Source organism: Pseudomonas sp. 2,4-D, assembly GCF_030418155.1.
GTDB lineage: Bacteria > Pseudomonadota > Gammaproteobacteria > Pseudomonadales > Pseudomonadaceae > Aquipseudomonas > Aquipseudomonas alloputida.
Genome location: NZ_JAUHUI010000020.1, coordinates 32,815 through 44,923, shown reverse-complemented (window position 1 = coordinate 44,923; position 12,109 = coordinate 32,815). Strand labels below are relative to the sequence as shown.

Genomic DNA, 12,109 nt, shown 5'->3' with positions numbered 1-12,109 from the left:
ATGCTCTGAGGCTGGTCGCTATTGAGCTCCGTGTCGGGCCAGCGCCCACTCCACATGCTCACGCACCAATTCCGATTCATCGTCACGCCTGGCCTTCAGCGCCTCGATCACGGGAATCGTGGAGGGCGCATTGCCCAACCCCACCGCCAGGTTGCGCAAGAACCGCTCGTACCCCGCCCGCCGCAAAGGCCCGCCCTCGGTCTTGCGCAGGAAGGTGCGTTCATCCCACAGGAACATCGCCGCCAGGTCGGTATTTTCCAGCCCGTGCCGTGGCTGGAAGTCCTGCTCCTGGCTGTGCTTGGCAAAACGGTTCCAGGGGCAGACGATCTGGCAGTCGTCGCAACCGAACACTCGGTTGCCCATCTTTGCGCGTAACTCGACAGGGATCGCGCCCCTTAGCTCGATGGTCAGGTACGAGATACAGCGCCGCGCATCCAGCACATAGGGCCCCACAAACGCCTGTGTCGGGCAGATGTCCAGGCAGGCCTGACAACGCCCGCAGTGCTCGCTGGTGGTGGCTTCGTCCACCGGCAGCGGCAGGTCGACGAACAGTTCGGCAAGGAAGAAGTAGCTACCCGCCTTGCGGTTGAGCAACAGCGTGTTCTTGCCGATCCAGCCCAGCCCGGCCTGTTCGGCCAAGGCTTTTTCAAGTACCGGGGCGCTGTCTACAAAGGCGCGGTAGCCGAACGGGCCGATGGCCTCCTGAATGCGGTCGGCAAGGAATTGCACGCGCTTGCGCACCAGCTTGTGGTAGTCCCGGCCAAGCGCGTAGCGCGACACGTAGGCCTTCTCCGGCTGGGCCAGGCGCTGCGCCATCTGCGTGTCGCCGGGCAGGTAGTCCATACGTAGCGAGACCACGCGTACCGTGCCGGGGATCAGCTGGTCGGGGTGTGACCTTTTGCTGCCGTGGGCGCCCAGGTATTCCATTTCACCCTGATAACCGGCGTCGAGCCAACGCTGCAGGTGGTGTTCGTGTTCGCCAAGGTCGACCCCGGCGATGCCAACATGGGCAAAACCGAGTTCCTGGCCCCAAATCTTGATCGATTGGGCCAGTTGGGCGAGGTCAGGTGCAGAGGCGGACATGGATGGGCAAGGCAATACGGGCTCAGGTGCGTATAATTCTGCCAGACATTGGAGCCTTTGACCCCATGCCGCAGACCAAACACCCTAGTAATGCCCCACAATTGCTCAGCAGCGTGACGGTTGCCCGCCTGCCGGCACGGCATGCGCATGCCCACAAAGGCGACTTTGGCCACGTACTGGTGGTCGGTGGCGATCTTGGTACCGGAGGCGCTGTATTGCTCAGCGCCGAAGCCGCCCTGCGTTGCGGCGCCGGGCTGGTCAGCGTGGCAACCCGGCCCGAGCACGTGTCGGCCAGCCTGGCGCGCCTGCCCGAGGTCATGTGCCTGGGTGTCCGTTCGGCCAACCAGCTGATGGGCGTGCTGGAGCGCGCCTCGGTACTGGTGGTCGGGCCCGGCCTGGGGCAGGCGGCGTGGGGCCGCAGCCTGCTGTCGGCGGTGGCCAACGCCGAGCGGCCGCAAGTGTGGGATGCCGATGCCTTGAATTTGCTGGCGCGGACCCCGCTGGCCCTGCCCAGTGGCAGCATCCTTACTCCGCACCCGGGGGAGGCGGCGCGGCTGCTGGGCATTGCCACCGAGGCCGTGCAGGCCGACCGTCCTGGTGCCGCGCGAAAGCTGGCGCGCCGTTATAACAGCGTCTGTGTACTCAAAGGTGCCGGCACACTGGTGGCAGCCCCGAGCGGGCAGCTGGCGTTGTGCGAGCGCGGGCACCCGGCGATGGCCGGCGCCGGCCTGGGCGATGTGCTGACTGGCGTGCTGGCAGCCCTGTTGGCCCAAGGCCTGGATGCCTGGGGCGCGGGCTGTCTGGGGGTGTGGCTGCACGCCTGTGCCGGCGAGCGCCTTGGGAAAAAAGGTAGAGGCCTGGCGGCCAGTGATCTGGCGCCGGCCATTCGTGAGTTGTTGGAGGAGCATTCTGCGTGTCTGGCTTAAATCTGTTTCTGGCCGATGAAGAGGCCACGGTCAAATTCGGTGCAGCACTGGCCGAGGTGACCGGCGGTCGCGGCGTGATTTTCCTCGAGGGCGACCTGGGCGCGGGTAAAACTACCCTGTCGCGTGGCCTGATCCGCGGTCTGGGCCATACTGGTGCTGTGAAAAGCCCGACGTTCACCGTGGTCGAACCCTATGAAATTGGCGAGGTCCGAGCCTTTCACTTCGACCTGTATCGCCTGGTCGACCCGGAGGAGCTTGAGTTCATGGGCATTCGTGACTATTTCGAGGGGGACCCGCTGTGCCTGTTCGAATGGCCACAAAAGGGTGCGGGCGTTTTGCCAAAGCCTGACCTGACCATTACCATAAGCCCCCAAGCGAGTGGACGCTCGCTGAACCTTTCGCCGCAGGGGGCTCGCGGCGAGGCCTGGTGCGTGGCACTGGCCGAACACTATAAACAGTAAGTGGGGTAGGTATGCGCATACGCGCACTGGTCGCCATCGTTGGGCTGCTGCTGACAACGGTGACCGTTGAGGCTCTGGCCGTCACTCAAGTCAAGAGCATGCGCCTGTGGCGCGCACCGGACAACACGCGGCTGGTCTTCGACCTGTCTGGCCCCGTGCAGCACAGTGTCTTCACCCTGAGCGCACCCGATCGACTGGTCATCGACATCAATGGTGCAACACTGGCCGCGCCACTGAATGTGGCCACCTCCAACACGCCGATAAGCAGTGTGCGTTCGGCCCAGCGTACTCCGACCGATCTTCGGGTTGTGGTCGACCTGAAAAAGTCGGTTACCCCGAAAAGCTTCACCCTGGCGCCCAATGCACAGTACGGCAACCGCTTGGTCGTCGACCTGTATGACCAGGAAGCTGACGCTATCGCGGCCAGCGCGCCGCCGCCTGCACCGGCCCCGGTACAAACGCCTGCGACCACGCCGGCGGTGCCAGTAACGCCGGCCCAGCCGGCGATCAAGCTACCACCGGTACCCAGTGGCAAGCGTGACATCGTGGTTGCCATCGATGCCGGGCACGGCGGCGAAGACCCTGGCGCTTCCGGCTCGCGTGGCCAGCACGAAAAAGACATCGTGTTGCAGATCGCCAAGGAACTGCAGCGTCAGATCAACAGCGAAAAAGGTTTCCGTGCAGAGCTGACCCGCACCGGCGATTACTTCATCCCGCTGCGCAAGCGTACGGAAATCGCCCGCAAGAAAGGCGCCGACCTGTTCATTTCGATTCACGCCGACGCGGCACCGTCGCGCGCAGCCTTTGGCGCCTCGGTGTTCGCCCTGTCCGATCGTGGTGCCACCTCCGAGACTGCACGCTGGCTGGCCGACACGGAAAACCGTTCTGACCTGATCGGTGGTGCGGGTAACGTCAGCCTCGACGACAAGGACCGCATGCTTGCTGGGGTGCTGCTTGATCTGTCGATGACAGCCACGCTCAGCTCCAGCCTCAACGTGGGGCAAAAGGTATTGGGCAACATGGGGCGCGTCACCTCGCTGCACAAGCAGCGCGTGGAACAAGCCGGTTTCATGGTGCTGAAGTCGCCGGATATTCCGTCGATCCTCGTTGAAACCGGGTTCATCTCGAACAACAACGAAGCAGCCAAGCTGGCCACCGCCAGCCACCAGCAGGCCCTGGCCCGATCGATCCGCACCGGGGTGCACCAGTACTTCCAGCAGAACCCGCCACCTGGCACCTATATCGCCTGGCTGCGTGACACCGGCAAGATTGCCGCCGGCCCGCGTGAACACATCGTGCGCCCTGGTGAAACCCTGGCGATGCTCGCCGTGCGTTACCAGGTCAGTGTGGCCAGCCTGCGCAGTACCAACAGCCTGAAGACCGATGAGCTGAAGGTAGGCCAGCGCCTCGATGTACCCGCCACAACCCTGGCCGCGCAATAATGAGTGGTGGTTCGCGAATTCAGCTGCTCAGCCCGCGGCTGGCCAACCAGATTGCTGCCGGCGAGGTTGTAGAGCGGCCGGCATCTGTAGCCAAGGAACTGCTGGAAAACAGCCTGGACTCCGGTGCCCGGCGTATCGATGTCGAAGTAGAACAGGGCGGCGTCAAACTGCTGAAGGTGCGGGACGATGGCAGCGGTATTTCTGCCGACGACCTGCCGCTGGCCCTGGCCCGACACGCCACCAGCAAAATCCGCGAGCTGGAAGACCTTGAAGGGGTATTGAGCCTGGGCTTCCGTGGCGAGGCTTTGGCCTCGATCAGTTCGGTGGCGCGCCTGACCCTGACCTCGCGTACCGCCAGTGCCAGCGAGGCATGGCAAGTAGAAACCGAAGGCCGCGACATGACGCCGCGGGTGCAGCCCGCGGCGCACCCGGTCGGTACCTCGGTGGAAGTGCGTGATTTGTTCTTCAATACCCCGGCCCGGCGCAAGTTCCTAAAGGCCGAGAAAACCGAGTTCGATCACTTGCAGGAAGTGATCCGCCGGCTGGCGCTGGCCCGTTTCGATGTCGGCTTCCACCTGCGCCACAACGGCAAGAGCATCCTCAGCCTGCACGAGGCCCACGACGAAACCGCCCGTGCGCGGCGGGTGGGCGCCATCTGTGGCCCGGGCTTCATGGAGCAGGCGCTGCCGATCGACGTCGAGCGCAACGGCTTGCGCCTTTGGGGCTGGGTCGGTTTGCCGACGTTCTCGCGCAGCCAGGCAGACCTGCAGTACTTCTTCGTCAACGGCCGGGCAGTGCGCGACAAACTGGTCGCCCATGCCGTGCGTCAGGCCTACCGGGACGTGCTGTTCAACGGCCGCCACCCCACTTTCGTGCTGTTCCTGGAGCTGGAGCCCAACGGCGTCGATGTGAACGTGCACCCTACCAAGCATGAAGTGCGATTCCGCGAAGGGCGCTCAGTGCACGACTTCCTGTATGGCACCTTGCACCGTGCCTTGGCCGATGTACGCCCGGAAGACCAGTTGGCTGCACCTGCTGCCGTGCCAGAGCTGGTTCGCCCCACTGGCCAGCAGGCCGGTGAGTTCGGGCCCCAGGGTGAAATGCGCCTGGCCTCGCCGGTGCTTGAGCAACCTCGAGCCCCACAGCAGTCGTTTTCCAACAGTGGCAGTGGCGCCGGTTACCAGTATCAGTACACTCCGCGCCCTTCGCAGCCGCTGCCGGCTGCAGAGGCGCAGGCGGTGTATCGCGAGTTCTACAAACCGTTGGAAGGCGGTGCAGCGCCTGCGACGGCCCTGCCCGAGAGCAAAGGCGACATTCCCCCGCTGGGCTACGCGCTGGCGCAGCTCAAGGGCATCTACATACTGGCCGAGAATGCTGTTGGCCTGGTGCTGGTGGACATGCACGCCGCCCATGAGCGGATAATGTACGAGCGCCTCAAGGTGGCCATGGCCAGCGAGGGCCTGAGCGGCCAGCCGCTGCTGGTGCCGGAAACCCTGGCCCTCAGCCAGCGTGAAGCCGACTGTGCCGAAGAGCATTCACAGTGGTTCCAGCGCCTGGGCTTCGAATTGCAGCGCCTGGGCCCCGAGACCTTGGCGATTCGCCAGATCCCGGCCTTGCTCAAGCAGGCCGAAGCCAACCGCCTGGTGCAGGACGTGCTTGCCGACCTTATGGAGTACGGCACCAGTGATCGCATTCAGGCGCACCTCAATGAACTGCTCGGTACCATGGCCTGCCACGGTGCCGTGCGCGCCAACCGGCGCCTGGCAATTCCCGAGATGAACGCCCTGCTGCGCGACATGGAAAACACCGAGCGCAGCGGCCAGTGCAACCATGGCCGTCCCACCTGGACCCAGATGGGCCTGGACGATCTGGACAAACTTTTCCTGCGCGGTCGATGAAATGAGCGGCAAGCCCCCTGCAATATTCCTGATGGGTCCGACGGCGGCCGGCAAGACCGACCTTGCCATCGAACTGACCACAGTGCTGCCGTGTGAACTGATCAGCGTCGATTCGGCACTTGTCTACCGCGGCATGGACATCGGTTCGGCCAAGCCGTCGAAAGAAATCCTCGCCGCCCACCCGCACCGGCTGATCGATATTCGCGACCCGGCCGAGAGCTATTCGGCAGCGCAGTTCCGTACTGACGCCCTGGGGGCCATGGCCGAGATCACCGCGCGCGGCAAGATCCCGCTGCTGGTCGGCGGCACCATGCTCTATTACAAGGCGTTGATCGATGGCCTGGCCGACATGCCGGCCGCTGATGCGGCGGTGCGCGCCGAGCTGGAAGCGCAGGCTGAAGCCCTGGGCCTGGCCGAGCTGCACCGCCAGTTGGCCGAAGTCGACCCGGAGTCCGCGGCACGTATCCACCCCAATGACCCGCAGCGGCTGATCCGGGCGTTGGAGGTGTACCGGGTGAGCGGCGAGAGCATGACAGTTCATCGTCGGCGTCAATTCGCGGAAAGTCGCGGCGCAGACGCAGGCGCCGGCGGACATTTGCCCTATACTGTCGCCAGCTTGGCGATTGCTCCTACAGATCGTCACATTTTGCATCAGCGAATTGCGTTACGATTTTCGCAGATGCTGGAACAGGGCTTCGTTGACGAGGTCCGATCGCTGCGAGCCAGAAGTGACTTGCACGCCGGGCTGCCGTCTATACGGGCAGTGGGGTATCGGCAAGTCTGGGATTACCTGGATGGCAAGCTGACTGAGAATGAGATGCGTGAACGCGGTATCATTGCTACCCGGCAGCTGGCCAAGCGGCAGTTCACCTGGTTGCGTGGCTGGCCTGAAGTGCACTGGCTTGACAGCCTGGCCTGCGACAATCTGTCCCGCACCTTGAAATACCTTGGGGCCATCTCCATATTGAGCTGAGTCCCTGCTGATTGCCGTCTATTCTTGCGAAGGGGCGGCCTAATTTATCGATTTTATTGATTTTCTATTATTTATCCTTACAGGAGTGCGGCATATGTCAAAAGGGCATTCGCTACAAGACCCTTACTTGAACACCTTGAGAAAAGAAAAGGTCCCGGTATCCATTTACCTGGTCAACGGTATCAAACTGCAGGGCTCGATCGAATCGTTCGACCAGTTCGTGGTATTGCTGAAGAACACCGTCAGCCAGATGGTCTACAAGCACGCCATCTCGACCGTAGTTCCGGCCCGTCCGGTCCGCCTGCCAAGCCCGACCGACAGCGAGCACGGCGACAGCGAGCCAGGCAACGCCTGATAGGAGCCTGCATTGTTCTTTGAGCGCCACGGTGGTGGTGAGCGGGCATTGCTCGTTCACTTGGAAGGTCAGAACCCTGAGGCGCGCGAAGACCCGCAGGAGTTTCAGGAGTTGGCATTGTCGGCCGGTGCCGACATCGTCTCGCTGGTCACGGTGACAAGGCATCAGCCTTCCGCCAAATACCTGATTGGCAGCGGCAAGGTCGAAGAGCTGCACGACCTGGTCCATGCCGAACAGGTAGACCTGGTGATTTTCAATCACACCCTCACGCCCAGTCAGGAGCGCAACCTTGAACGTGTGTTCGAGTGTCGTGTGCTCGACCGTACCGGGCTGATCCTCGATATCTTCGCCCAACGGGCGCGTACCCATGAAGGCAAGCTGCAGGTCGAATTGGCCCAGCTGGAGCACATGAGCACGCGGCTGGTGCGCGGCTGGACTCACCTTGAGCGACAAAAAGGTGGTATCGGCCTGCGCGGCCCGGGTGAAACCCAGCTGGAAACCGACCGCCGCCTGTTGCGGGTGCGTATACGCCAGATCAAGTCACGCCTGGAGAAAGTGCGCAGCCAGCGTGAGCAGGCGCGTCGCGGGCGCAAGCGCGCGGATATCCCCTCGGTGTCGCTGGTGGGTTATACCAACGCCGGCAAGTCCACGCTGTTCAACGCCCTGACCGAATCCGAGGTGTATGCCGCGGACCAGCTGTTCGCCACCCTCGACCCGACTCTGCGCCGGCTCGAGCTCAACGACCTGGGGCCGATCGTGCTGGCCGACACCGTAGGCTTCATTCGCCACCTGCCGCACAAGCTGGTCGAGGCATTTCGGGCTACGCTCGAAGAGTCGAGCAACTCCGACCTGTTGCTGCATGTGATCGACGCCCATGAGCCTGAGCGCATGGAGCAGATCGAGCAGGTGCTGGCGGTGTTGGGCGAGATCGGTGCCGAGGGGTTGCCGATCCTGGAGGTGTACAACAAACTCGACTTGCTCGAAGATGTCGAGCCACAGATCCAGCGCAATGCCGATGGCAAGCCGGAACGGGTCTGGGTATCGGCACGCGATGGGCGTGGCCTGGAGCTGGTTGGCCAGGCGGTTGCCGAGTTGCTGGGGGATGATCTGTTTGTCGGTACCCTGTGCCTGGAGCAGCGTTTTGCCCGCTTGCGCGCGCAATTCTTTGCCTTGGGTGCCGTGCAGAGTGAAGAGCATGATGAAGAAGGGCGCAGCCTGCTGAGCGTGCGACTGCCCATGGTCGAACTGAATCGCCTGGTCAGCCGCGAAGGCATGGAGCCGCAAGTGTTTGTCGAGCAACACACTTTGCAATAAATGCTCGTCGAGGTCGCCGGGCAGCAGTGACAGGCATTCTGTAGCATTGGACGGCGCGCCGTGGGCGCGTCTTTGCTTTATCAGATGGAGAGCGCTATGGCTTGGAACGAGCCGGGTGGCAACTCGAACAATCAGGATCCCTGGGGCGGCCGCCGTGGTGGCGGTGGCGGCGGTGGTGACAAGAAAGGTCCACCGGATCTGGACGAGGCCTTCCGCAAACTGCAGGACAGCCTGAATGGCATGTTCGGCGGCAGCAAGAAACGTGGCGGCGGTGATCGCAATGTCGGCAAGGGCGGTGGCCTGGGCCTGCTGGGCATCGGCCTGGCGGTGCTGGCTGCAATCTGGCTGTACAGCGCCGTGTATGTGGTCGACGAGCAGGAGCAGGCTGTTGTGCTGCGCCTCGGCAAGTACTATGAGACGGTCGGTCCCGGCCTGAACATCTACTTCCCGCCGCTTGATCGCAAGTACATGGAAAACGTCACGCGTGAGCGTGCCTACACCAAGCAGGGCCAGATGCTGACCGAAGACGAGAACATCGTCGAGGTGCCGCTGACCGTCCAGTACAAGATCAGCAACCTGCAGGACTTCGTGCTCAACGTCGACCAGCCTGAGGTGAGCTTGCAGCACGCGACCGAGAGTGCACTGCGTCACGTGGTGGGTTCCACTTCGATGGACCAGGTGTTGACCGAGGGTCGTGAGCAGATGGCCGTGGATATCCGCGAACGCCTGCAGCGCTTCCTCGACACCTACCGTACCGGTATCACCGTTACCCAGGTGAACGTACAGAGCGCGGCAGCCCCGCGTGAAGTGCAGGAAGCCTTCGACGACGTGATCCGCGCCCGCGAAGACGAGCAGCGTGCCCGCAACCAGGCCGAGTCCTATGCCAATGGCGTGGTGCCGGAAGCCCGTGGTCAGGCCCAGCGCATCATCGAGGACGCCAATGGTTACCGCGATGAAGTCATCGCTCGCGCCAAGGGTGAGGCAGACCGCTTCACCAAGCTGCTTGCCGAGTACCGCAAGGCACCTGACGTAACCCGTGAGCGTCTGTATCTGGAGACCATGCAAGAGGTCTACAGCAACTCGAGCAAGGTCATGGTGGCAACCAAGGACGGGCAGAGCAACCTGCTCTACCTGCCACTGGACAAGATGGTCGAAGGCAGCCGCAAGCCGTCCATGCCAACCACCAGCGCGTCGCCATCGGCTAACGATGCGGCCGCCCGTGCCGCGCAGGACATGCAACAGCAACAGCAGCCGCTGCGTACTAGGGAGAGCCGCTGATGAGCAATAGATCGCTGATCGCCCTGATCGCCGCCGTGGTCCTGGCCATCGTGGCCTGGAACAGCTTCTACATCGTGTCCCAGACCGAGCGTGCGGTACTGCTGCGCTTCGGTAAGGTGGTCGAGGCGGATGTTCAGCCAGGCTTGCACGTGAAGATTCCATACGTTAACCAGGTGCGCAGGTTCGACGCCCGACTGATGACCCTCGACGCTCCGACCCAGCGGTTCCTGACCCTGGAAAAGAAAGCGGTGATGGTCGACGCCTATGCCAAGTGGCGTGTCAAGGACGCTGAACGCTTCTACACCGCCACGTCCGGCATGAAGCAGATCGCCGACGAGCGTCTGTCGCGTCGTCTGGAAAGTGGCCTGCGCGACCAGTTCGGTAAACGGACCCTGCACGAAGTGGTTTCCGGTGAACGTGACGCGCTGATGGCTGACATCACTGCATCGCTGAACCGCATGGCGAGCAAGGAACTGGGCATCGAGGTGGTCGACGTGCGCGTCAAGGCCATCGACCTGCCGAAGGAAGTCAACCGCAGCGTGTTCGACCGCATGAGCACCGAGCGTGAGCGTGAAGCCCGCGAGCACCGTGCCAAGGGTAACGAGCTGGCTGAAGGTATCCGTGCCGATGCCGACCGTCAGCGCCGTGTGCTGCTGGCCGAGGCTTATCGCGAAGCGGAAGAAACCCGTGGTGATGGTGATGCCCAAGCGGCTGCTATCTATGCCAAGGCCTACAGCCAGGACGCTGATTTCTATGCGTTCCACCGTAGTCTGCAGGCATACCGCGAGAGCTTCTCGAGCAAGAGCGACGTGATGGTCCTGGACCCGAAGAACGAATTCTTCCGTTACCTGGACAAGAGCAGGCCTTGATGCTCAGGCCCTGATTTTCATGCAGCGGCACCCCGCCTGGCAGCTAATGCACCAGGCGGGGTGCATCCTGAATGAAAAGGGGTGTATGATGAGGCAGCCGGGAAATTTCCCGGCTTTTTTGCGTCTGCAAGGTTGATTGGCTCAGCGCCGGTTGACAGTTTGGTCAGCTCGCAAGGCAATTTGAGGGTGTCGGGTACGGTGGCTGCGCTGGGATCAGTGCTGCCCGCTGCTGTGCGCGATACCGGCTTTTCTGACGGTTTGCCTGCTGGCAAGCCGCCCGGACCAGAGGGGAAATGGCGTAATGGCAACGGTAGACCGCTGGCTGCTGCCAGATGGCATCGAGGAAGTACTGCCACCTGAGGCTGCGCGCATCGAGATCGCGCGCCGCCAGGTGTTGGACCTGTTCCAGAGTTGGGGCTACGAACTGGTCGTCACCCCGCATATCGAGTACCTGGAGTCGCTGCTTACCGGCGCCGGCCAGGACCTGGATCAGCGCACCTTCAAGGTAGTGGACCCGCAGTCCGGCCGCCTGATGGGCTTCCGCGCCGACTTCACCCCGCAGGTAGCGCGTATCGATGCGCACACACTGCGCCGTGAGGGCCCGAGCCGCCTGTGCTATGCCGGCAGCGTGCTGCACGCCCAGCCGCGTGCCCTGTCCACCTCGCGCAGCCCGATCCAGCTGGGTGCCGAACTGTACGGCGATGCCAGCCCTACCAGCGACGTCGAAGTCATCAGCCTGATGCTCGCCACGCTGCAACTGGCCGATGTGCCGGATGTGCACATGGACCTGGGCCACGTCGGTATTTACCGCGGCCTGGCCCGTGCCGCCGGCCTGTCTGGCGCGGTCGAACAGCAGTTGTTCGACGCCATGCAACGCAAGGCTGTCGATGAAGTGCAGGCGCTGACCGCCGACCTGCCGAAAGACCTGGGCAGCATGCTGCGCGCTCTGGTCGAGCTATGCGGTGGTCGTGAAGTACTGGCTGAAGCCCGCGTGCGCCTCGGTCGCGCCCCGGCCAGCGTGCTGGCGGCGCTGGACGACCTGCTGGCAATCGCTGATCGCCTGGCGTCGCGCTACCCGGACCTGCCGCTGTACTTCGACCTCGGCGAGCTGCGGGGTTACCACTACCACACGGGCGTGGTGTTCGCCGTGTTCGTGCCAGGCGAAGGCCAATCGATCGCCCAGGGCGGTCGCTACGACGATATCGGCGCCGACTTTGGCCGGGCACGCCCGGCTACCGGCTTCTCCACGGATTTGAAGACCCTGGTCACACTGGGGCGAGCGGAGGTCGTATTGCCAACTGGCGGCATCTGGATGCCGGACAGTGGCGACGCGGCCCTCTGGCAGCAAGTCTGCCAGTTGCGCAACGAGGGCCAGCGTGTGGTCCAGGCATTGCCTGGCCAGCCGTTGAGTGCTGCTCTCGAGGCGGATTGTGATCGGCAATTGATTCAGCAAGACGGGCGCTGGCAGGTTCTGCCGCTGGCCCAGTGAGTTTCTGCGTCGGCAACAGGC

General features: G+C 63.2%; 11 protein-coding genes. 10 read left to right on the top strand and 1 reads right to left on the bottom strand.

Annotation, left to right across the window (positions count from 1 at the left end):
• Positions 1 to 18: 18 nt before the first annotated feature.
• The gene (gene queG, locus QYE47_RS15745) at positions 19 to 1,083 is read right to left on the bottom strand and encodes a tRNA epoxyqueuosine(34) reductase QueG (protein WP_014592598.1); all 1,065 of its coding nucleotides are present in this window, start codon (positions 1,081 to 1,083) and stop codon (positions 19 to 21) included.
• Between the two features lie 65 nt (positions 1,084 to 1,148).
• Between queG and QYE47_RS15740 the strand changes: the two genes are divergently transcribed.
• The 10 genes from QYE47_RS15740 (at position 1,149) to QYE47_RS15695 (ending at position 12,088) form a co-directional block, all read left to right on the top strand.
• The gene (locus QYE47_RS15740; RefSeq protein WP_014592597.1) at positions 1,149 to 2,009 is read left to right on the top strand and encodes an NAD(P)H-hydrate dehydratase; all 861 of its coding nucleotides are present in this window, start codon (positions 1,149 to 1,151) and stop codon (positions 2,007 to 2,009) included.
• Positions 1,997 to 2,470 (top strand): tRNA (adenosine(37)-N6)-threonylcarbamoyltransferase complex ATPase subunit type 1 TsaE, encoded by a 474-nt coding sequence (gene tsaE, locus QYE47_RS15735; protein WP_003249523.1) that lies wholly within the window; start codon positions 1,997 to 1,999, stop codon positions 2,468 to 2,470. The genes QYE47_RS15740 and tsaE overlap by 13 nt, the downstream gene beginning before the upstream one ends.
• Before the next feature lie 11 nt (positions 2,471 to 2,481).
• On the top strand, positions 2,482 to 3,912 hold the full coding sequence (locus QYE47_RS15730; RefSeq protein ID WP_014592596.1) for an N-acetylmuramoyl-L-alanine amidase: 1,431 nt from the start codon (positions 2,482 to 2,484) through the stop codon (positions 3,910 to 3,912).
• Positions 3,912 to 5,810 (top strand): DNA mismatch repair endonuclease MutL, encoded by a 1,899-nt coding sequence (gene mutL, locus QYE47_RS15725; RefSeq protein WP_014592595.1) that lies wholly within the window; start codon positions 3,912 to 3,914, stop codon positions 5,808 to 5,810. The genes QYE47_RS15730 and mutL overlap by 1 nt, the downstream gene beginning before the upstream one ends.
• Position 5,811: 1 nt before the next feature.
• On the top strand, positions 5,812 to 6,783 hold the full coding sequence (miaA, locus tag QYE47_RS15720) for a tRNA (adenosine(37)-N6)-dimethylallyltransferase MiaA (RefSeq protein ID WP_014592594.1): 972 nt from the start codon (positions 5,812 to 5,814) through the stop codon (positions 6,781 to 6,783).
• A gap of 94 nt (positions 6,784 to 6,877) precedes the next feature.
• On the top strand, positions 6,878 to 7,138 hold the full coding sequence (hfq, locus tag QYE47_RS15715; protein ID WP_003249532.1) for an RNA chaperone Hfq: 261 nt from the start codon (positions 6,878 to 6,880) through the stop codon (positions 7,136 to 7,138).
• A 12-nt stretch (positions 7,139 to 7,150) separates the two neighbouring features.
• Positions 7,151 to 8,452, top strand: coding sequence for a ribosome rescue GTPase HflX (gene hflX, locus QYE47_RS15710; RefSeq protein ID WP_012274456.1), 1,302 nt, complete (start codon positions 7,151 to 7,153; stop codon positions 8,450 to 8,452).
• 96 nt (positions 8,453 to 8,548) lie between these two features.
• Positions 8,549 to 9,730, top strand: a complete 1,182-nt coding sequence (gene hflK, locus QYE47_RS15705) for an FtsH protease activity modulator HflK (RefSeq protein WP_014592593.1) — start codon at positions 8,549 to 8,551, stop codon at positions 9,728 to 9,730.
• Positions 9,730 to 10,599, top strand: coding sequence for a protease modulator HflC (gene hflC / locus QYE47_RS15700; RefSeq protein WP_014592592.1), 870 nt, complete (start codon positions 9,730 to 9,732; stop codon positions 10,597 to 10,599). Before hflK ends, hflC begins: the two co-directional genes overlap by 1 nt.
• 301 nt (positions 10,600 to 10,900) lie before the next feature.
• Positions 10,901 to 12,088 carry an ATP phosphoribosyltransferase regulatory subunit gene (locus tag QYE47_RS15695; protein WP_010955481.1) on the top strand — a complete coding sequence of 396 codons (1,188 nt, stop codon included), beginning with the start codon at positions 10,901 to 10,903 and terminating at the stop codon, positions 12,086 to 12,088.
• Positions 12,089 to 12,109 lie beyond the last annotated feature (21 nt).